The 21611-nt window shown below is 40.1% G+C and carries 18 protein-coding genes; 6 read left to right on the top strand and 12 right to left on the bottom strand.

Annotated elements, in window-relative coordinates:
- Positions 1-138: 138 nt before the first annotated feature.
- Positions 139-726 carry a DUF3501 family protein gene (locus BUQ89_RS09395; RefSeq protein WP_028460493.1) on the top strand — a complete coding sequence of 196 codons (588 nt, stop codon included), beginning with the start codon at positions 139-141 and terminating at the stop codon, positions 724-726.
- Positions 723-1235 carry a CNP1-like family protein gene (locus BUQ89_RS09400; RefSeq protein WP_028460492.1) on the top strand — a complete coding sequence of 171 codons (513 nt, stop codon included), beginning with the start codon at positions 723-725 and terminating at the stop codon, positions 1233-1235. The genes BUQ89_RS09395 and BUQ89_RS09400 overlap by 4 nt, the downstream gene beginning before the upstream one ends.
- 350 nt (positions 1236-1585) lie before the next feature.
- Here BUQ89_RS09400 and BUQ89_RS09405 read toward each other — a convergent pair whose 3' ends face one another.
- Positions 1586-2197 (bottom strand): DUF4126 domain-containing protein, encoded by a 612-nt coding sequence (locus BUQ89_RS09405; RefSeq protein ID WP_051537455.1) that lies wholly within the window; start codon positions 2195-2197, stop codon positions 1586-1588.
- A gap of 366 nt (positions 2198-2563) precedes the next feature.
- On the opposite strand from BUQ89_RS09405, the gene BUQ89_RS13735 reads away from it, so the two are divergent.
- Positions 2564-2746 carry a hypothetical protein gene (locus BUQ89_RS13735; protein WP_177183557.1) on the top strand — a complete coding sequence of 61 codons (183 nt, stop codon included), beginning with the start codon at positions 2564-2566 and terminating at the stop codon, positions 2744-2746.
- Between the two features lie 154 nt (positions 2747-2900).
- Here BUQ89_RS13735 and BUQ89_RS09410 read toward each other — a convergent pair whose 3' ends face one another.
- The 8 genes from BUQ89_RS09410 to metG form a co-directional block, all read right to left on the bottom strand.
- Positions 2901-3422 carry a DUF2141 domain-containing protein gene (locus BUQ89_RS09410; protein ID WP_051537454.1) on the bottom strand — a complete coding sequence of 174 codons (522 nt, stop codon included), beginning with the start codon at positions 3420-3422 and terminating at the stop codon, positions 2901-2903.
- Positions 3423-3572: 150 nt separating this feature from the next.
- Complete coding sequence (murC, locus tag BUQ89_RS09415; protein WP_028460491.1) at positions 3573-7487, bottom strand: UDP-N-acetylmuramate--L-alanine ligase; 3915 nt, start codon at positions 7485-7487, stop codon at positions 3573-3575.
- 12 nt (positions 7488-7499) lie between these two features.
- A complete protein-coding gene (locus BUQ89_RS09420; protein ID WP_028460490.1) occupies positions 7500-8102 on the bottom strand; it encodes a YdcF family protein in 603 nt (200 codons plus the stop codon).
- 396 nt (positions 8103-8498) lie between these two features.
- Positions 8499-9662 carry an MFS transporter gene (locus BUQ89_RS09425; RefSeq protein WP_036572267.1) on the bottom strand — a complete coding sequence of 388 codons (1164 nt, stop codon included), beginning with the start codon at positions 9660-9662 and terminating at the stop codon, positions 8499-8501.
- Positions 9663-9952: 290 nt separating this feature from the next.
- A complete protein-coding gene (locus BUQ89_RS09430) occupies positions 9953-11464 on the bottom strand; it encodes a carboxypeptidase M32 (RefSeq protein ID WP_245812969.1) in 1512 nt (503 codons plus the stop codon).
- A 454-nt stretch (positions 11465-11918) separates the two neighbouring features.
- Positions 11919-12665: a YggS family pyridoxal phosphate-dependent enzyme gene (locus tag BUQ89_RS09435; RefSeq protein WP_028460487.1), complete on the bottom strand. Its 747-nt coding sequence runs from the start codon at positions 12663-12665 to the stop codon at positions 11919-11921.
- Positions 12666-12865: 200 nt separating this feature from the next.
- Positions 12866-13240, bottom strand: a complete 375-nt coding sequence (locus tag BUQ89_RS09440; RefSeq protein ID WP_051537453.1) for a nuclear transport factor 2 family protein — start codon at positions 13238-13240, stop codon at positions 12866-12868.
- Between the two features lie 31 nt (positions 13241-13271).
- The gene (gene metG / locus BUQ89_RS09445) at positions 13272-15374 is read right to left on the bottom strand and encodes a methionine--tRNA ligase (protein WP_028460486.1); all 2103 of its coding nucleotides are present in this window, start codon (positions 15372-15374) and stop codon (positions 13272-13274) included.
- 131 nt (positions 15375-15505) lie between these two features.
- Between metG and apbC the strand changes: the two genes are divergently transcribed.
- The 3 genes from apbC (at position 15506) to BUQ89_RS09465 (ending at position 19156) form a co-directional block, all read left to right on the top strand.
- Entirely contained in the window at positions 15506-16594 is a 1089-nt protein-coding gene (apbC, locus tag BUQ89_RS09450; RefSeq protein WP_028460485.1) for an iron-sulfur cluster carrier protein ApbC, read from the top strand.
- A 60-nt stretch (positions 16595-16654) separates the two neighbouring features.
- Positions 16655-17221 carry a dCTP deaminase gene (dcd, locus tag BUQ89_RS09455; RefSeq protein WP_028460484.1) on the top strand — a complete coding sequence of 189 codons (567 nt, stop codon included), beginning with the start codon at positions 16655-16657 and terminating at the stop codon, positions 17219-17221.
- A 759-nt stretch (positions 17222-17980) separates the two neighbouring features.
- The gene (locus tag BUQ89_RS09465) at positions 17981-19156 is read left to right on the top strand and encodes a type III PLP-dependent enzyme (RefSeq protein ID WP_028460482.1); all 1176 of its coding nucleotides are present in this window, start codon (positions 17981-17983) and stop codon (positions 19154-19156) included.
- Between the two features lie 229 nt (positions 19157-19385).
- Here the strand turns inward: BUQ89_RS09465 and BUQ89_RS09470 are convergent, their stop codons facing one another.
- The 3 genes from BUQ89_RS09470 to BUQ89_RS09480 are packed head-to-tail and all read right to left on the bottom strand — an operon-like array spanning position 19386 to position 21531.
- A complete protein-coding gene (locus BUQ89_RS09470; RefSeq protein ID WP_245812970.1) occupies positions 19386-20171 on the bottom strand; it encodes a metal-dependent hydrolase in 786 nt (261 codons plus the stop codon).
- 59 nt (positions 20172-20230) lie between these two features.
- Positions 20231-20740 (bottom strand): dihydrofolate reductase, encoded by a 510-nt coding sequence (locus BUQ89_RS09475; RefSeq protein WP_028460480.1) that lies wholly within the window; start codon positions 20738-20740, stop codon positions 20231-20233.
- Entirely contained in the window at positions 20737-21531 is a 795-nt protein-coding gene (locus BUQ89_RS09480) for a thymidylate synthase (RefSeq protein ID WP_028460479.1), read from the bottom strand. The genes BUQ89_RS09475 and BUQ89_RS09480 overlap by 4 nt, the downstream gene beginning before the upstream one ends.
- Between the last annotated feature and the right edge of the window lie 80 nt (positions 21532-21611).

A 21611-nucleotide genomic window follows, 5' to 3' on the forward strand; every position in this document is an offset into this window, starting at 1 on the left:
GAATGAGTTTTCTAATTTTACTAGAACCCGCCGATTAGTACACAAACAAATGCTGCTTCAGATTTTGACCACATGAATAATGATGTAACCGTGCAGCATAAATGGAATTCTGATATGGTCACCATAACAGGAAAACATATGGCTAAAATTACGCGTGACAGCTTAATGACACTGGAAGCCTATACGAAAGTTCGGCAAACATTTCGTGCTCAGGTTATCGAACATAAGAAATACCGCAGAGTTTCTCTAGGTTCTAATATTATACTGATATTCGAAGATGAATTGACAATTCGCTACCAAATTCAAGAGATGCTATATGCGGAAAAAAACTTCGATGAAGAAGCGATTCTTTATGAACTCAGTATTTACACACCATTAATTCCCGATGGCAGTAATTGGAAAGCTACGATGATGATTGAATATCCGGATCCGATTGAACGGGCTGCAAAGCTGGCTACTTTAATCGGCATAGAAGATAAAGTATGGGTAAAAGTAGCCGGACATATGCCCATTTATGCCATTGCAAACGAAGATATGGAGCGAAGAATTGCCGATAAAACTTCTTCGGTACATTTTCTACGTTTTGAATTAACAGCACCAATGATTCAGGCATTGCATCAGGGCGCAACCCTGAGCATGGGGGTTAAACACCCTGCTTATCAAGCATCTGTCGATGTAGTCGATACAAATCAACGCAAATCCCTGCTGAATAATCTCATACTATGAAAAAATTCCTATTGTTGTTATGTGCCTTACACATGGTAGCCTGTGCCAATCAAAAGGTATTTAAAGATGAGTTTGATGATAAGAAATCCTGGGTTGAATTACAGACACAGCTACCTGCTTTTCCTGAACAGAGAAATTTAATTAAATTTACTGTGAGCGCGGCTAACAGTAATTTGCATTATGTTGATACCACATCGATTAAAATAGGAAAGGATGGGGTGATACGATATAGCCTGGTAATACAATCTTCAGCAGGTGCCTTGAACGTTAGCTATGAGGGAATACGCTGCGACACCCATGAAAGAAAATTATATGCATTGGGACGTGATGACAAAACCTGGTCTCAACCACGTACATCAGAGTGGCAAATGCTAGAAAATGTAATTCAGTATTATGCTCAACGTGAACTTGCAAAATATTTCTTCTGTCCAGTTAAGCAAATCGTAAAAAGTCCGGAAGAAGCTATTCGAGCGCTAAAAAAAGGGGTTCATCCGAAAGCAATTCGTTAGTTAAGATTTGCCTCATGCAAAAAGATATCGATATTTTCTGATTTAGTATGGGCTTAACAATTTGAATTAATTAAAAATAGGTAAAAAGCTTTAATAAGCTATTTAAATCTATCTCATGGAGTGTGCTGCTTTTGCCTTTAAAATCCACTTTCAATTAATACACCACTCACTTGTAACAGGAGACCTTTGCAAAATCCCAATAGTTGAAAAATAAACCCTTTATAATCAATAGCAAGAAAACTTTTGACGAGGACTTTCGCAAAAATTTCAACAGTTACTCTAATCTACAGAGATTACACTTTTCTTGAATGCTGGTCTCTAATCTTGAAGGGCCATCAGTGTTGACCGATTCAGCTCACTCTACCTAAAAGTCTGCCTATTTTCAATAGTACTGTCTTGATTAGATACCATAATCTTGGTAATAACCAAATGGCAAAACAGATAAAAACTATAAACAGAATCAGAAAAATGACTGGATGATTTAATGCCGTCCATAAACCGGCAATGACTAAAAGATCTTCGCTAATTGAAGCAGACCAGTTAGTGAGTGGCTCCGGTGATGTATTAATCAAAAGACGTGTTCCACTTTTAGCCGCATGGCTTGTCGCAGCAATGCCGCCGCCTAAAATGCCCGCAGTAATTTCTAAGACCGGTGTGATATCTCCCACTGCACCTGCTGCAAGCATGGCGCCAGCTGGAATACGAATAAAGGTGTGAATGGAGTCCCAGCCGGTATCGATACCTGGAATTTTATCTGCAAAGAACTCAACAAAATACATTATGCCTGCTGCGCCAATAACCATCGGATCTTGTAAAAACACCAGTTCGGTGGGCAAAGCAATATTTCCTGTTAATCCACCAACACCGAGTACGAGTAATGTTGCATATAAATTCACGCCACTTGCCCACGACACTCCCATCGTCAATGCTATCGTCGCTAATAAAGCTTCATAATTCTCCATATCCAATCTCTCCTCGCCTTGCCATAAGAACTACTTTATCATGAGCGATTCCTGATCGACGTTTTCATATTTCTCTATTTCTATTCATATTTCTGTTAGATTAATAGAATCAAACACTCAGTTTTATTTTTATCGTTATTTTCAATATAGAACTAAATTAAACGAGTATAGGCCTATCAGATAGAGGATATGCTGGGCTTGAAGCAACTATCATACGGTGAGCTTATTGGTTGTATCTTGTCAGCTATTTGGATCACTATTGATCACATCCGCTAATCGCACACGGGAAGTGGAATTTGTTAAAGCTGCACATGGCAGGGTCAATAAAATGATGTGTTTTGTTTTGTTTTGGAATAGGAATTTGTAATGAGAATAACGAATTGTTTCTGTTTGATTATTTTTTTGATTACCCTACCCTTATTATCAGGTTGCTGGCTTGCAGTAGCAGCAGGAGCTGGTGCCTATGGCGGATATAAGATGAAAGAGAAAGACAAAATCCGATTGCTAAAGAAAAAAACGGTAAAAAGAAACCTGACTGATTATCTGTAGGCCTCGATGAGGCATCAGGAATAAAATCTGATTGTAGTTCACCTCAAGATACTGTTTTGAAAATACTTATGCAAAGCATTTGGTGATATATTTTTCGATGAATTACTTCTGGCAATGTTTCAAACCAAATACACATGAGATTGCAGTAGTAAAATTATGGTTTCTGAAGATTGATTATGATGTTTGCGCCCAGAGCATCAGTTGTGAATGCCGCCTCGCTAAATTTTGGAAAACCAAATCGTTGTTGTGGATTGTTCGATAAACCAAAAGGTTCTTTGGGCATCATATTCCAGCGTTTATTTAACCTACGATTGCCATCGACATCATGGTAAGCTGCAACGGCATAGGTACCTTGCTGTTCGATACTAAAACAAACGGTATGTTGTTTTTCCATTGCTGGAATACGAATGCGGCGCTTACGGCCTTTTTTGTTTAAAAAGTTATCTGGATCATGATAAAGCTCAACGCTGAGCATTCCTTCAGAACCAATGCCATTTACGGTTACCCTGATTTGTGCCGTATCAACACTACATGGATCGGCTGCTTCGTAGGACCGAATATCTAATTGCTTCGCAGCATGAACAGGAGTAGAAGTTAATAGAGTTATGATAAAAAAATACAACAATTCTGCACGTCGTTTAAAAATAATCTTTAAACTTAATTTAATATCAATCATTTTTTATGATTCCAGGACGTTTCATAAATATAGGCAAATTACATAAAAAATTTCTTAATTTTCCATGTAAGAATCATACGATTAATTTTCGTGTTAGATTCCCAGTATTATGTATGCTGTATAGGATAATAAAATAGAATACAGGATCAGCTAGATCATTTTTACTGTTGAATTTAAGGTGCTTTTGCCGGTGGCATTAATTACATTTGTGTTGATCCTAGACGCAAGAAAATGAATGTTGGGTTCCTTGAAAAATGTGCCATGTTCGCCAAGTATGATGTCTAATGCATATCCCAGTGAATAGGCTTCATTATATACTTTAAGCTCGTCTTGGTATCGAGTATATGGATTCAAGTAACTGTGTTTGCCATAAATAAATGCTATAGAATCCTCATACGCGGGGAGACGTGCAGATTCCATAAGAATAAGAAGGGAAACATGGCGATTTTGATTCTTTTGTCGCAAAGCGATGGCATGGGCGATCTGCCCTCCCTGACAATTCCCTCCGAGCAATATCGATCCTTCAGGATATAGGCGGGTTAGTGCATTCGAATAATACGTAACTAGCGCATTTAGATTATTTTCATTGTAGTCCATTGCCAAATGGCCAGATCGCATGCCATGAACACGATAGTCTGATCCAAGGTGCTTAGCTAATTGTTTGAGCTCATATTCGCTTTGTAAGCACCAGAATAAGTTGTATTTAGCATCGACAGGGCCAAGTGAAATGATGAGAGAGTCTTCATCAAGCTTTTCTCCTGCCCAAGAGGCTGTGAATCGTCTTAGTTTCATAAAGATTTCTGATGATTCAAATCCCAGCGTATTCTGAATACTTGGCATACCGGAGCCAATGAGCCCATCCAATTGATTTGCCATATTTCCAAGGGTTGTTATTCGGCCGAAAAAAGCAGGTGAAATGCAGATATTGAAAATTTCTTCTACTTCGGCAATGAGGATAACTGAATTTAATGAGTCTCCACCTAGATGACCAAAATCATCCTCCAAACCGATTTTCTCATTAATTCTAAGTACAGATTTCCAGAGTTTTCCGAGGCGAATTTGAGTATCTGTTACAGGAGGAATAAATACAGCGTGTCGGGAAATTTTGTGACGATTCCTATCAGAAACCTCAGTGCGATTTTTTTTACCAGTAGATGTCAACGAAAATGCTTCTATCTGTATATATTGGGAGGGAATCATATATTCCGGAAGCCAGGAAGAAAGCTGTTGGGAGAATTCATCTACTTTTATGGCAGCACCGTTCACAGCAGTAAAATAGGCAATAATTTCCCTGTCATGGTTGATATGTTCAGCGCATACGGTGGCATCACAAACACCAGGAAGTTGTTGTATTGATGCTTCTATTTCTTCTAGCTCTATGCGATTTCCTCGAATCTTGATTTGATTATCTAGCCGGCCAATGAACTCAATTTGACCATCTCCGCGTCGCCTTACGAGGTCACCTGTTCTATATAATCTAATAGTCTTGCCATCATGACCCTCAGTAAAGATAAATGAGTTTCTATAAAGGCCTGGCTCGCATAGATACCCCGGGAATACACCTATTCCACTCAAACATAGTTCGCCAACTTCGCCTGCTGCCGCAATTTTATTTTGTGGATCAAGAATATGAATATCAATATGCGACATGGCACTTCCGATGCATATGGGTTTTCCGGGAGAATGTTGCCAGGTTGTACTGTAAATAGTCGCTTCGGCAGGTCCATAGCTATTAAAGAAATGGCAATTAGTGGATAACTTGTCCGCCAGCGTTTGAGGACAAGCTTCTCCAGCTGCAATAATTGTCTCAAGAGATTTGGGTGTAGGGGTAGATAAAGTTGCGAGTACAGAGGGGGTTGCAAGAAGATGCGTTATGGCATGATTTTTGATGAAAACATCAAGATGTCGACCCAATAATGTTCCCCGTGTTTTAGGGATTATTATCGTACCGCCTGCACATAAGGTGACAAGGATTTCAGCAATCGAGACATCAAAATTCATGGATGAATTAAGCACTGTGCGAGAATCATGAGTAAAATAAAACAGGCCTAGTGCATCGTGAATAAAGGAAGATATTGCGGCATGAGTGATAGGAATACCTTTTGGCGTACCGGTTGAACCAGAAGTAAAGCAGATATAAGCGATATTCTCTTTATTAAAATTAATCGGTAGCAAACCGTTCCTAGAATATCTTTCTGCCATGGGCGACTTCATTGTATTTAGTCGACTCGCCAGATACATCTTATTTGTTTGCGCCATAATTTTATCTATCTTAGAGCCATATGCTGTTACTAGCAGATCTACAGTGGCACTTTTGGCCATGTAACGTAGCCGATCCTCTGGTAGTTTCTCATCCATTGGCAAATAGGCGACCCCTATTTTGAGTGCAGCGATCAGACAAGAGATTTGATCTAATGATGGAGGTAGGCCGATACCAAGAACATGGCCTTTTTGCATACCGTACGCAATAAATTTCTGGGCAAGAATATCAGAAACGTGATCCAGCTCAGTATAGCTGAGCGTTACTCCATCACAGAAAACGGCTATAGAATCAGGAAAACACTTAATACTTGTCTTGATCATAGAAACAACATTACTAGGCTGCATAGTGACAGTCGTTACGCTATGATCATTAGCGGGATTGCTCGAAGTAAGCATGCGCAGACAATCTGTATAACCGTAACTGCCCATGCCTAAGCGTTTTATTAATAGACGCGCAAAGCCCGCAATCTCTCCACTTCCAGCAATCAACAAAACATCGTCCGCTTTTAGAAATACAGCCGCTCCAGCGACAAGGTCGTCCATATTCTTAAAAAATAAAAAATTCCCACTTGCATCGTCGATCTGATCGAGAATGATCTGACTGTTGATAGTATGACTGCTCTCCTCGCCACCGGGATCAATATCCAGCAGTAGCGCGCCATTACAATCTGCAATGACTTCAGCAAAGGCAGTTCTCAGTCGTCGTGTGCGCGAATAAAGTTGTGGTTGGAATGCAAGAATAAGTCGTTGGTTATCAGATAGAAGTAAACGAGCTGTCTTGATCGCAGCACGCAGCTCGGTGGGGTGATGCGCATAATCATCGATGATATGTACGCCGTTTATAACACCATAATCATCCCAGCGACGATTTACTCCCGTAAAATCACAAAGTCCCCGAGCGATATCATCAAATGAAATTCCGAGTGAAAAACAGGCCGCAATACAGCCTAATGCATTGGTAACGATATGTTGACCCGGTATGGGAATTTTGATTATACCAACTCTCCGCCTGTTATCAATTACATGAAAACTTGTTTCTGTCGGTGTAAATATAATGTCGACGGCTGAAATATCATTATCCGATGAACTTCCAAAGGTAACACTGGCCTGCCTAATCCTAGGTTTAATGCGTGTTATGCCGGCATCATCTCCATTTATAATGACATAGCCATCGGCGGCTGTGCGATTAGCAAATTCCTGGAATGCATGATCAAGCTGTTTTTGTCCACCATAATGTTCAATATGATCATCATCGATGTTAGTGATAACCGCTATGCTGGGCGAATAATGTGATAAGCCTTGAAATGCCTCGCAGCTTTCGATAATCATGTGTTGTCCGGTGGACATGCACGCGCTGGTTTCATTAAGCGTCAGGGTGTCGGCACCAACAATATAGCTCGGGTTGGCGGCAGCAGATTGCAGTACTTTAGCTATCATTGCTGATGTAGTCGATTTTCCGTGTGTGCCTGCTACACATATAGCCGTTTTACCTGTAGCTAAAATATTTATAAAAGCAGCCCGTTTCATAATATCAATATGACGTCGGCGTGCCTCAGTCATTTCTACATTGTTGCCAGGAATCGCTTCGCTGACGATAACTAGCTTTGCATTATGAATATTTTCGGCGTTATGTGCATAATTGATAACTGCGCCGCGCTCGGATAGCTTTTTGGTCGTTTCAGTCGGTTTTAGATCGCTACCGGAAACAGTGTGTCCCATATCCAGCAAACAATGAGCGATACCACTCATACCGCTTCCACCGATACCAATTAGATGTATAGAATCAGGAAGGTGTTTGATCATTCGGGTAATCCATTAGAAACCGGCAATATGTGATTTCATTGCATACTCGGCAATCGCCTTTAGTTCACCGAATACACGTTGTTGACCATTCTTAGTTTGCCACCAGGTATCGATCTGAAGATCGATGGTATTCTTGCTTGGCTGCATAATGAGCTTTAAATGACTGGGCCAATGTTTGCGAGCAGTCATTAAAGCACGTCGCATATGCATAGGTTTGCCTGCGATAGCAACGGAGCATATATTTTTCCACCCAAATTTCGCTTCAATAATAATAGAAGATAGTGTGAAATTCTCAAGTGTGTTCATCGCGAATGTTTCTAAAATGAGCGCATTCTCGGGTATTTTAGCTTTTAACGCCAAATCTCGGAGAACGGCATATTCAGGTATGAAAGTATCATTAGCTTTCTGAACCTCGGGACCGAAACCGGTAATAAGGATATATTTTGTCAAGCCAGAGCCATAAAGCCTAATTGCAGGCTCAATATTTGTAGGAGATGGTGCTCCTAATACTACGCATAAATCTACAGGTTCAGGTTCATCAGATAAAAACAAGAACTCAGAGATGGCATTACGTGATGAAAAAAAACTGTCATGATCAGATATTTTTTCAATCAATTTAATCCCCAATATAGCAATGAATTCAACATGGTTATAAAGCTATTTCAAACAAATCATCTGATCAATAGGTAATCCTGGCAGCCATATTGTCAAAATTAATATTAATTCTGATTGCTGCGTGATTAAAATTATTTATCATGCTAGCAGTTCTGAATCGATGTCAGTGCTAGGCAATATAGGATTCATTAATGATTAGGATATTGATTGAGGATGGTACCTCGATGTAGCGAGTTTCAACTCGGTAATATCCATTTAGTTTAGTATGATAATCGATATCTAAACCTAACAGTAATTTTATAAATTCGTTTGTGATCTTAACAATATCTTAAGATTCGAAATCATGTGTGGCCTATATCGACATCAATACGCCGATTTCGGTATCTTTGAAAATGGTCACTCATTTTTGTTGCTGTCTATTATCAACGCTTTCATTTTCCAGGTTATCAAGCTCAAACCCAGCAAGGCCGCTATGGCACTGACTGTGAATGTTATGTTGGGTCCTAGCCATTCCCAGGAATAACCGCTGAACACACTTCCGAATGTACCCCCTATACCAAACGCGATACTGGTATATATGGCTTGTCCTTTGGCTTGATGGCGGCCCCGAAAAAAATGATGCACGACTATCATGGCCGCAACGTGATGTGTTCCATAGGTTGCAGCGTGCAGGATTTGTGCAAATACTATAATAAAGAGTGATTCAACTCCCCAGCCTATCATTAAGAAGCGCACTATTGCGCATACGAAACTAAAAACCAGAATCTGTTTCAAGCAGAAGTGTCGCATTAAGCATGACATGAAAAAAAAGATTCCGATTTCACAGATTACACCGATTGCCCAAAGCCAACCAATGATTCCCTTATCGTAGCCATTTTCCACAAGATAAATTGAGTAAAAGGTATAGTATGCACCATGTGCAAACAACATCAGTAGGCTGGCAACTAAAAAAGCCCTTACTTCAGGGCGATTACAAATTTTCCGTACTGAATCATCATCAGTGCTGTGAGTAGTGATCTCTGCTTCGGGAATTTGATATGAAAAAATCGCGATACCTAATTTAAATCCCAGCACCACCCACAGCAACCAATAAATTTCCACTCTATCTAATAGATAGCCGGTACCGACGACAGCTAAGATAAATCCTATTGATCCCCATGAACGTATTCGCCCATATCTATCAGTATTGTTGCCTAGATGAGAAAGAGTAATGGCTTCTATCAACGGTAATGATGCACTCCAGAAGAAGCTCATAAACAGCATAACTACAAAGATCCAGAGAAAAGATTCACCTAAAAAAACACCACAATAACTTATTAATCCCGTAATTGCTGCTAGCTGTACAATGAATACCCGTTTGCCTGTATGATCAGCAAGCCAACCCCATGCAGCAGGTGCAAAAATACGTGTTGCCTGCAGCAACGACATTAACACTCCGATTTGAAAGGCATTAAAAGAAAGCGACTGAAGATACAGGCTCCAATAGGGAGCAAATGCACCAATAAATGCGAAATGAAAGAAATAGAAGCCAGAAAGATACCAATAAGGTAATGAGCGCATCAAATAGGACCGATATTGAATAAACAGTAGTGTATGGAAAAACTATTATGAAAAGTGCTTTCGTTCATTGAAGACACACCTTTTCTTTCATAGAGACTCTTGCAAAAGCCCTCGGCCAGAAGTTTCCAATTATTGGGGTTTTGCAAAGGTCTCTCATAATCTGGCGTAGATTAATTGAATACTCGACAAACTCTACTCATGCAAGCTATGTTCGGTTTTTTAATCACAGCATAATCATGATATGTTTATCAGTAATAAAATAGCGACTACACTATTTTTTAACTTGATTCCTAACTCAACTGATAAATAGCGGTATATTTTTTTTTGAGGTAACTAATAAAATGATTCGGATTTAGCACTTCCCCTGTTATCCTTTGCACTAATTCTTGTGGTGTATAAAGCCTGCCTTGACTATGAATTTTCTGATTTAGCCAGGCTTTAATCGGAATGAAGTTACCAACTTCAATATTCTTTTCTGTATCAGGAAGTTCATTCTGCATGGTTTTATAGAATTGGCAGGCGTAAATCGCACCCAAGGTATATGAGGGAAAATAACCAAATGCTCCCCCACTCCAGTGTGAATCCTGCAAAACGCCCAAGGTATCAGTCGGCGGTTTAATGCCCAAATATTGCATCATCATCTCATTCCAGATTTCGGGCAAGTCATCGACATTCATTGATCCATCGAACAATCCCTTTTCAATTTCATAACGTAAAATGATATGCAGTGGATAGGTCAGTTCATCCGCTTGGACACGAATAAAATCCGGCTTGCAGATATTAATGGCTTGGTAAAATGAATCAGCTGATATTCCATGCAAATTTTGTGGAAAAACCGTACGAATCGTTTCAAAATAATGAGCACAGAAAAATTTGCTTTGCCCGATCATGCGCTCCCAAAAAAGAGATTGGGATTCATGAATACCCATAGTGAGCGATTCTGATGCAGGTAAATCTCGCTCTTGGAGCATGCGTCCCTGCTCATAAAGACCGTGTCCTGTTTCGTGAATAACTGCATATAATGACTCAATAAAATTCGATTCATCGTAACGGGTAGTGATACGTACATCGGTTGGATGCCCGCCTCCACAAAAGGGATGAACAGAGACATCCATACGGCCCTGATTAAATTCAAAACCGATATCCTGGCTGATTTTACGGGCTAAGGCTTCCTGTTTATCGATTGGAAAGCTGCCTTGTAAAAATGAATTGGCAGGTTGGTGCTCGCTCTCCTGAATAATTCTAATGAACGGAATGAGCTCTTTTTTTAGCAGTTCAAATATGGGTGTAATTTCGGCCATAGTCGTCCCGCGCTCAAAATTATCAATATTGGCATCATATGGATTCAAGTCTGGGAATACACATTGCGCCCATTCTTTCTTTAATTCAAGAAAGTGTTTTAATACGGGCGAGAAGCTCGAAAATTTGTTTTCTTTACGGGCTGCGATCCACACGGAGTGAGCACTGGAACTCAGTTCGGCCATCTCCATGGCTAATCTTTTAGGGACTTTAGTTTCTAGATCAAAGTTACGTTGTGCCTCGCGAATATTGCAGGCCATTAATGTATTAAGAGATCCGAAACCTTCCTTTTGTATTGCAGCTAAACATGTACCAAGCTGCGGATCGGTTGTGCGTTCATGGATGATCCCCGCCAGTGTGGAAATTTGTCGTGCCCGTGCTTCCGAGGCACCTGATGGCATCATTACCTCTTGATCCCAGCTTAATGTGCTCATGATGCCATTGAGTCGGGAAATTTCGGTTAGCTTCTCAACCAGATCCCGGTAATTTTTATCAATAGTCACTTTTATTTAACAATTAAGTTGATGAATTTGAATAAATAAGTCTCTATGTAGCATAATCCAATGATGTTCAGAGAGAATCTCATTGAGACTTTTGCAAAAGCCCTCGCTAGAAATTTCAACTCATTGATTATAAAGGATTGGATTTCCAACTATTGGGGTTTTGCAAAGGTCTCTCATTATCTTTATTGATTGCTGTCAACCTCAAATTCCAACCGTTAATGTAACGATTCTTCATGGACCAAGTAACGACAAATTCTCATTGATTTAATTACTTTTCTGGAAATCCAGATTTATCCAAGTTGCAGCATAAATATAAATGGCAGATAACAAGGTAAAAATATTTCATGATTCAGAAGAATAATGAGGCCACAAGCAACACAGGGGAAAAGTTAACATCGCACTACCTGGAATTACTAACCGGTAAGGCTAATATGAAATCTCATGAAGCCATGGACTATGCAAGCCCGGGCCAGTAGTGACTGTCTGGCAAGGGTCGTTTGCCAAAGATGGCTTGTCCAACTCGCACAACGGTCGCACCTTCCTCAATTGCAATTTCATAGTCCCCGGACATACCCATTGAGAGTTCCTCAAATGATAAATTAGCGGGCGCCTCTTGTCTGAGCATATCACGTAATGTGCGCATCTTGATAAAACATTCGCGAACACGTTCATGATCATTAGAAAAAATAGCCAATGTCATTAACCCCTTGATACGCAATGATGAATAGTGAGGCAGGTTTGCCACAAAAGCATGGACATCCTCCGGTGCTAATCCGAATTTGCTGGCTTCACCTGAGCTATTGACTTGAACATAAACATCCATAGCCCGCCCTTCTATTTGTAAACGTTTATCAAGTTCTTCAGCTACTTTGAGGCTATCCAGTGCTTGGAATTCATGTGCGAATCGTGCCAGATACTTGGCTTTGTTGGTCTGAAGATGACCAATTACCGACCATTTAATGTTTAGATCATTCAATATCTCGGACTTTTCTCGCGCCTCCTGAATCTTATTTTCACCCATATCATGACAGCCAGCGGCATAGGCAATCCGCAGCCTTTCAGCAGGAACGGTTTTAGTTACGGGTAAGAGTCGAACGCTAGATGGCTCACGCCCCACCCGTTTACATGCCGCCGCCATATTTTGTTGAATTTTAGCAATATTATTTTTTATTTCACTAAGCTGTTGTTCTGCTTGTTCCAATGCCGCCTCCTATTATTCTAATTTACCAGGTCAACTTAAACGCCGTGAAGTTATTTGATTTCCTATCGTTTGACACCATAACGATAATGGGTAGATCAGGCTGCCTATTGTTTTTAGATCTTTTCCTAGGTGCCAGTAATTTGAATCATGATCAATATAATTTTAGTAGAGCATGACATGTTCGCTATTTTTATATTGAGTTATTTACTTACCTTTGAACCCTGATGAAATACCATCTGCCAATCGTCACCATGACGCTTCCAGATTGAGCTCCTAAGCGATCCTCTGGACGTTGAAGTGCTATCCGGGTTACTTATTTTCTGTGCTTCGTAGATAGCAAGTATCCAATCAGTTGATAATATCTTTATTCTGAAGTTTTTTAATAACCAGCGATCATCATTACTCTTATTGATTAACCAATTAATGACTTCTTGTCTTGAGCTGATGTGGCCCGTATTACCGATTTCTTCAAAATCTTCAGACAACAGCGCATTGAATAACGAAGGATCCGCTCCGGTATCCGTATGTAATAGTTTTAATTCCAGTGTCTTGATCTGCTCTTCAAGAGGCTTCATCGATTTTTTTGAATATTAGAGATCAGGATAATTATTTCACGCGCATTCCTGGCTGGGCACCGCTATCGGGAGAAAACAAATAAAGGCCCTCTCCGTCACCTGCGGCCAATACCATACCTTCAGATAAGCCAAATTTCATTTTGCGCGGTGCCAGATTGGCAACCATAATAGTCAGTCGTCCTTTGATTTGATCTGGATCATAAGCGGATTTAATTCCCGCAAAAACGATTCGTTGTTCGGTACCAATATCCAGTGTCAGCTTCAATAACTTATCAGCACCTGCTACCTGCTCGGCATGGATAATCATAGCGACGCGCAAGTCTATTTTATTGAAATCATCAATTAAAATTGTCTCAGCGATAGGTGCCTGTATATGTTGTTGTTTTTCAGCGTGACGTGCGGGCGAGTGCGTCTCTGTAACAGGTGTAAGGCTTTGTTTGTTTGCCTCGATTAAGGCATGAATATTCTTGATATCAATCCGTGTCATCAGGTGTTGGTAGGTATTAATGCGATGTCCAGCCGGCAATAACAGATTGGATAACTGTTGTTCACCTGATAACGCGGGCCAACATAGTGGCTCACAATTAAGAAAGTTTTCAATTCTCTTGATGGTTTCAGGCAGAATGGGCTTCAGATAACAAGAAAGCAAATAAAAAAGTTGTATACCTAAACTGCAGACTTGCTGTAGCTCACTATTTCGTTTCGGATCTTTGGCAATTTCCCAGGGTGCTAGATCATGTATCATTTCATTTGCTTCATCTGCGTACTTCATGATGGCTCTAACTGCAGTTGAGAAATCCCTATCCTCATAAGCTTTTTCTATTATGGCCGATTTCCATGACGAAAAACGTTCATCAATTAACTTTTGCATTAACTGATAGCCCTCGTCATCAATAAGCTTTCCGTCAAAGCGTTTGGTAATAAAACCAGCACATCGGCTGGCAATATTAATATATTTACCAATCAGATCCGAATTGACGCGTGCAATAAAGTCATCCAGATTCAAATCAATGTCTTCCATGGATCCATTTAGTTTTGCCGCATAGTAGTAGCGTAACCATTCCGGGTTTAGCCCTTGTTTCAGATAACTCTCCGCTGTAATGAATGTACCTCTGGATTTACTCATCTTTTCTCCATTCACAGTGAGAAAGCCATGTGCAAATATTTTGGTGGGCGTCCGATAGCCTGTATTCTCGAGCATAGCAGGCCAGAATAATGCATGAAAATAAAGAATATCTTTACCGATAAAATGATATAGCTCAGTAGTTGATCCTTTTTTCCAGAACTCATCGAAATGAATATTATTCTGATCACATAAATTTTTGAAACTACCCATATAACCAATTGGTGCATCCAACCATACGTAAAAATATTTTCCTGGCGCGTGAGGAATTTCAAAACCGAAATAAGGAGCATCACGTGAAATATCCCAATCAGAAAGCTTATTATTCTCTGTGTCACCCAACCATTCACGCATTTTATTTGCAGCTTCAGGTTGTAAATGGTCGGCTTCGCGTGTCCAGCGGCGTAAAAAATTTACACAACGCTCATCTGACAGACTAAAAAAGAAATGTTCAGAGGATTTCTTGATCGGGATGGCCCCGGATACTGAAGAATATGGATGTTTTAAATCAGTAGGGGTATAAGCAGCGCCACAAACTTCGCAGGAGTCACCATATTGGTCTTTTGCCGCGCATTTAGGACACTCACCTTTGACGAAGCGATCAGGCAAGAACATCTCTCTGACGGGATCATATAACTGTTCAATACCACGGACTGCAATCAACCCTGCATTCTTGAGCTTGGTATAAATATCTTCTGAATAAAATCGTGTTTCTGCTGAATGTGTGGTGTAATAATTATCAAAGTGAATGTGAAACCCCGTAAAATCACGAAAATGTTCGCTATGTACCCTTGTAATCAAGGCTTCCGGTGTTATGCCCTCTTTTTCGGCACGCAGCATAACGGGTGTACCATGAGTATCATCGGCGCATACATAGTACACAGTATGTCCTCGCATTTTCTGAAAGCGTACCCAGATATCGGTCTGGATATATTCCACCAAGTGGCCAAGATGGATGCTGCCATTCGCATAAGGTAATGCAGAGGTTACTAGGATTTTTCGCTTGTTCATTAACGATCTATATTTCGAATTGGTTAAACACGAATTGTAACAAACTGTGTAGGTTATCCTGATATTTGTTAACATCCGATTAAACCTTATCCCGGATTTAGATTGCATTACCGATACAAAGGAGTTGTATAGTGACTATCTCAGAGCAACAAGTACAATCTATTCTTAAAGAATTGATTGATCCGACGACAGGAAAGGATTATGTGACGAGCAAGGCAATCCGTCACATCAAAATTAAAAATGATCAGGTGTCGCTTGAAATCGAATTGGGTTATCCAGCAAAAAGTGTGATGAATTCTATCCAAGCCAGTATTACTGATGCATTAAGTGCTATTCCTGAAATTGAGGCGGTTAATGTTAATATTACCAGCAGGATTGTTCCTCATAGTGTGCAACGTGGCGTGAAACTCATTCCAGGTGTGAAGAATGTGATTGCTGTTGCTTCTGGTAAAGGTGGGGTGGGTAAATCTGCTACTGCAGTAAATTTAGCGCTGGCGCTGGCAGCAGAAGGTGCTTCGGTTGGTATTCTGGATGCTGATATTTATGGACCTTCACAGCCACAAATGCTGGGAATTACCGGGCGTCCGGAATCTCCAGATGGTAAATCAATAGAACCAATGCAGGCACACGGTATTCAGGCTATGTCTATTGGCCTTCTGGTTTCTATGGAAACCCCCATGGTCTGGCGTGGACCGATGGTAACTCAGGCACTACAACAATTGCTGAACGACACTCGCTGGCATGATTTAGATTATCTTATTGTTGATTTGCCACCTGGCACAGGTGATATACAATTAACACTCGCACAGAAAGTGCCTGTTACCGGCGCTGTAATTGTTACGACACCACAAGATATTGCTTTGTTAGATGCTCGTAAGGGTCTAAAAATGTTTGAGAAAGTAGGTATTCCTATTTTAGGAATCGTCGAGAATATGAGTACACATACCTGTTCTCAGTGCGGACACACGGAACATATTTTTGGTACTGGCGGTGGTAAAAAAATGTGTCAAGATTATGAAGTAGAATTTCTAGGGGCATTGCCACTAGATATTAAAATTCGTGAACAAACTGATATGGGTATACCAAGCGTAGTAGCTGATCCAAATGGTCAAATAGCTGAAACCTATCGTACGATTGCGCGTCGTGTTGCTATAAAAGTCGCTGATCTAGCAGAAGATCAGTCAGAATTATTTGCAAAGATTGTAATGGAAAATGACTAGTCGGTTTGTTTCGCAGTATACAGCTATATCGGTTTTTTCTATTTTTCTAGTGATATCAGGATGACGATTAAGTCTGATAAATGGATCCGCCGCATGGCCTTAGAGTGTGGCATGATAGAACCATTCGAGCCTGAACAGATCAGGCAGAAAAACGACCGTAAAATTGTCTCTTACGGCACATCAAGCTACGGTTATGATATTCGTTGCTCTGATGAATTTAAACTGTTTACGAATTTGAATTCCACCATTGTAGATCCCAAGCATTTTGATTCGAATTCATTTGTTGATGTAAAAAGTGACGTTTGTATTATTCCACCCAATTCTTTTGCATTAGCGCGTACAGTCGAGTATTTTCGCATTCCTAGAAATATATTGACTATCTGCCTAGGTAAATCTACTTATGCCCGCTGTGGCATTATTGTCAATGTCACTCCTTTTGAACCAGAATGGGAGGGTTATGTGACATTAGAATTCTCTAATACGACACCATTACCTGCGAAAATATATGCGAATGAAGGTGTTGCACAGGTAATCTTTTTTGAGTCAGATGAAGTATGTGAAACTTCATATAAAGATCGGAATGGTAAATATCAATGCCAGCAGGGCGTGACGCTTCCAAAGATTTAAGGTAGATTTTTTTGGGGGGGATATTTCAATCAATATCGTTCCTCATCAAACTACTAGCTTAGCTTTCTTCAAATTGGCTGTTAAGCTATGCGGACAAAAAGCGCTTTTTTTTATAGTATTTTTGTTGTAATGAATTGGTATTTTCCGGCTCAAACGTGGTGGAATAACTGACTTGATACTACGTTTTTTAGATCATTCCGAATGTCATTGCTGCTATAGCCTTTATCGGCAAGAATGTGAACTTTACAGACAAAAGCTCGATGCAAACGATCAAATACCTCTTTCTGACCCTCCCTCTTTTGCATTAGCGGCCTGAACATGGCCTCGGGAAACGCTTGATTCGTGCTGTGATTCTCATCCTTTTCAAGGATATCTGTGAGGGCGGTCAGCACGAATTCTCTAATTCCAAAATCGTGTCGACGCGAAATGTTGTAAGACTGCTGTGCAACTCTGGAAATTAGCAGTCGATTTAATCCTGTATCGCTGTTGTTGCTTATCTATTATTCAAACCAATACCACTCTCTAACTAGATGTATTTAGGAAATTAAATTTTTTCTATAAGCAGAAATTTAATTTCTTTTGCCTTGTCAAAAAAAAAGCTTGATTCCCGCTGAATGCATACTATAATTCGGACTTTTTTAAGCATCGTAAACTTACACGTAGGAGGTCATCATGATATGCAAAGTAAATTTTTCTATCCCAGCTGATTTAGTCAATGTTCATATCCCTGTTACATAGCAATCCTTAAAGGAAAATATCATGTCAATGCATTCCACTATTCTTTATAAAAAAACTGAAGCTGAAGTAGTATTTGATACTCACTCCGAAATTAGTCTGAGTTTTGAGCATGTCCAGGCGGCACTACAAAAAGGCTACAATAAACCGTTTTTACTGATTGATCTCGATATTATTCGCAATAAAACACGGCGATTTAAAGCTGCAATGCCACGTGTTCATCCGCACTATGCAGCCAAAGCTAACCCTGATCCACGGGTATTAAAAACATTGATTGAAGAGAAAGCTGGATTTGAAATTGCTTCGATTGCTGAATTAGATCTATTGCTGAGCTTAGGTGTTCCGGCTGCTGAAATCTATTACAGTAATCCAATGAAATCTCGTGCTTATCTCGAATATGCCGCTGCTAAAGGAGTTGAATGGTATGTTCTAGATAGTATTGAAGAATTGCAAAAAATTGTAAGTGTCAAGCCAGATGCGAAAATGTATCTGCGTATAGATACGCCTAATATTGGCAGCGACTGGCCATTAGCTGGGAAATTTGGTACACATCTTGCGGATATTCATGAAATTATCAATGAGGCGGCCAGACTTAATGCTGACCTTGCTGGCGTAACTTTTCATGTCGGCTCACAATGTCGTAATCCGCAGAATTGGCGAGTCGGTATTGAGCGTGCCAAAAAAGTTTTTGCAGATATGCGTAACGCGGGACTGAATCCACGTTTACTGAATATTGGCGGTGGCTATCCGGTACGTCATATTAAACCGATCCCTTCCATTGAGGTAATTGGCGAAGTGGTTAACGCTGCGATTGCTGATTTACCGGAAGATATACGTATCATAGCTGAGCCAGGGCGCTATCTGGTATCTGATTCGGCTTATTTTATTTGCCGTGTGGTCGGTACAGCTACACGTAATGGTAAGCGGTGGATGTATTGGGATGCTGGCATGTTTGGTGGCATCATTGAGGTTACTGAAGGGTTGCGATATGAAATTTTAACGGATCGGGAGGGAAGCCATATTCCCTGGTCTATTGCTGGCCCTACTTGTGATTCGGTAGATATTCTAATGCATGATGAGATGTTACCCAAGGATATACAAGAAGGCGATTTTATTTATATTCCTAATGCCGGTGCTTATACAACTGCCTACGCCAGTAACTTCAATGGGTTTCCATTGCCAGATGTTATCGTGGTATAAGCAAATAACGAACAAATAGCTTAAATTCATGCACTATAATTAAAAATGGTAGGATATATTGATTGTATCCTGCCATTTTGTTACCAGAATCAAATAATATCATGCCTCTTATCTGTACTCGCTAATACTGATACTGATCAAATAGAATGAAATCATATTCACCGTCTTATTTAGCTTAACGCTACCAGAATGGTATTTAGGTTCTGTGATTTACTGCCTTCGTTTAAATTTATTTATGATTTAAGGTTTCTCCAATCTTCATTACCTTGATTTCCACGTTAATATTTTTTATTTTTATTGCCTCTTCTAACGCTTTTGGTGTTCCTCTGAGAATTGGGTAAGTACCAAAATGCATAGGAATAACTATATCAGGCTGAACTAATTTGACTGCTTCGGCAGCACGCTGAGGACCCATTGTAAAATGGTCGCCTATGGCAGCAAGCATAATATCGACCTTGCGAAACCTGGGTATCAATGCCATATCAGAAAATAAATCTGTATCGCCTGTATGATAAATTACAGGTCCATTTTTGATGGAAATCAGAAAACCACCTGCGTTACCACTACTACGAATATGTTTGATTCCGTGCGGCTCAGTAAAAGTTGAGCTGTGTACTGCGGGTATAAAGGCAATTTTCACTTCGTCATCTAGCAGTGAAATCTCACCTCCAGTATTTCCTTGAGTATCATACCCCACTTGTTTCTCTGGATAACCACCATATTTAACCAATGCGGCACCCAGATCATAAGTAGTCACCAGTCTCGCAGCTGTTTTTTTTGCAATTTCGACACTATCACCAACGTGATCAGCGTGACCATGCGTGATAAGGATTAAATCAACTTTATTTAACTTGGAAAGATTATCTTTCCCGGCCTGGTTGGCTGGATTTGTAAGCCAGGGGTCAATAACCATAACCTTGCCCGTAGGCGTTTTTATCTTAAAAGCAGCATGTCCATACCAAGTAATTTCAGTATGCCCCGCCGCATATAAATTTACTGATAAAACAAAAAACAATATTAAGCTTAAGCATTTCTTCAAGAATTCCATATATTTTTCTCCTGGATAAAATTGAGTCAGATTTTACGATCGAGTACGATAAAGTGGAATTCCAGTGGATCCTTACCATCCGAATAATGCTTTTCGCGTATCGTTTCATTCCATTCATCAGGATTTAAGTTAGGAAAGAATGTATCTCCTTCAAAATTATGCTGTAACTCTGTCATGTATATACGTTGACATAACCCCAGCATTTGTTGATAAAGCTCTGCGCCTCCAATGATAAACCCCTGTGTATTCTTGTCATCACGATCTGTATATAGGCGTAGTGCATCACCTATTGAATTCACAATAATTGCGCCGGGTGCATGATAATTAACCTGGTGCGTAATAATTATGTTTGTACGACCTGATAAGGGTTTACCAATCGATTCATATGTTTTACGACCCATGATAATATGATTTCCCAAGGTCAGTGCTTTGAAATGTCTCAGATCAGCGGGCAAGTACCACGGCAGTGTATTATCCTTACCAATGACACGATTTTTAGCCATTGCTACTAGAATTGATAAATGTGAAGCATTCATACGGCAACTACCGCTCTGATAGCTGGGTGAGGATCATATTTCGTTAATACGAAATCGTCATATTTAAAATTAAAAATTTGTCTGATTAAAGGATTTAATTTCATAGTCGGTAATACTCTAGGTTCTCGATTGAGCTGTTCATGAGCCTGGTCAAGATGATTAAGATATAGGTGAGCATCGCCAAGAGTGTGTACAAAATCGCCAGGTTTGAGGTTGCATACTTGTGCGATCATCATGGTTAATAGTGAATAAGACGCAATATTAAATGGTAAACCCAGAAAGATATCCGCACTCCGCTGGTATAGCTGGCAAGACAATCGACCATCAGCCACATAAAATTGAAAAAATGCATGACAAGGCGGTAGCCTCATGCTGTCCAAATAGCCTACGTTCCATGCTGAAACAATCATACGCCGCGAATCCGGAGTATTCGTTATTTGCTCAATTATCTGCGTAATTTGATCTATCTCGCGGCCATCGGCAGTTGGCCATGAGCGCCATTGGTGTCCATATATCGGACCAAGCTCCCCATTCTCATCTGCCCATTCATCCCAGATAGAAATACCATGATTTTGAAGGTATCTAATATTAGTATCCCCCGTTAGGAACCACAGTAGCTCATGAATAATGGATTTAATATGACATTTCTTAGTAGTGACCAATGGAAAACCATCGGTCAAATCAAAACGCATCTGGTAACCAAATACCGAGAGTGTGCCTGTTCCAGTTCGATCAGATTTCTGGCAGCCATGGTTTAGAACATGTCTCATTAGTTCGAGATATTGACGCATAAAGTTAGGATCTCCGAATTAATCTTTAAAAGTAAGCCATCGATTACAGGCTATCTTGGGCAAAAGATGGGTATGGCGTA

The sequence above is a fragment of the Nitrosomonas cryotolerans ATCC 49181 genome (assembly GCF_900143275.1).
GTDB lineage: Bacteria > Pseudomonadota > Gammaproteobacteria > Burkholderiales > Nitrosomonadaceae > Nitrosomonas > Nitrosomonas cryotolerans.

Coding starts and splice junctions, on each gene's coding strand:
- BUQ89_RS09395 (WP_028460493.1), top strand. CDS start 139: ATGGCTAAAATTACGCGTGACAGCTTAATGACACTGGAAGCCTATACG.
- BUQ89_RS09400 (WP_028460492.1), top strand. CDS start 723: ATGAAAAAATTCCTATTGTTGTTATGTGCCTTACACATGGTAGCCTGT.
- BUQ89_RS09405 (WP_051537455.1), bottom strand. CDS start 2,197: ATGGAGAATTATGAAGCTTTATTAGCGACGATAGCATTGACGATGGGA.
- BUQ89_RS13735 (WP_177183557.1), top strand. CDS start 2,564: ATGAGAATAACGAATTGTTTCTGTTTGATTATTTTTTTGATTACCCTA.
- BUQ89_RS09410 (WP_051537454.1), bottom strand. CDS start 3,422: ATGATTGATATTAAATTAAGTTTAAAGATTATTTTTAAACGACGTGCA.
- murC (WP_028460491.1), bottom strand. CDS start 7,487: ATGATCAAACACCTTCCTGATTCTATACATCTAATTGGTATCGGTGGA.
- BUQ89_RS09425 (WP_036572267.1), bottom strand. CDS start 9,662: ATGCGCTCATTACCTTATTGGTATCTTTCTGGCTTCTATTTCTTTCAT.
- BUQ89_RS09440 (WP_051537453.1), bottom strand. CDS start 13,240: ATGAAGCCTCTTGAAGAGCAGATCAAGACACTGGAATTAAAACTATTA.
- metG (WP_028460486.1), bottom strand. CDS start 15,374: ATGAACAAGCGAAAAATCCTAGTAACCTCTGCATTACCTTATGCGAAT.
- dcd (WP_028460484.1), top strand. CDS start 16,655: ATGACGATTAAGTCTGATAAATGGATCCGCCGCATGGCCTTAGAGTGT.
- BUQ89_RS09465 (WP_028460482.1), top strand. CDS start 17,981: ATGTCAATGCATTCCACTATTCTTTATAAAAAAACTGAAGCTGAAGTA.
- BUQ89_RS09475 (WP_028460480.1), bottom strand. CDS start 20,740: ATGAATGCTTCACATTTATCAATTCTAGTAGCAATGGCTAAAAATCGT.
- BUQ89_RS09480 (WP_028460479.1), bottom strand. CDS start 21,531: ATGCGTCAATATCTCGAACTAATGAGACATGTTCTAAACCATGGCTGC.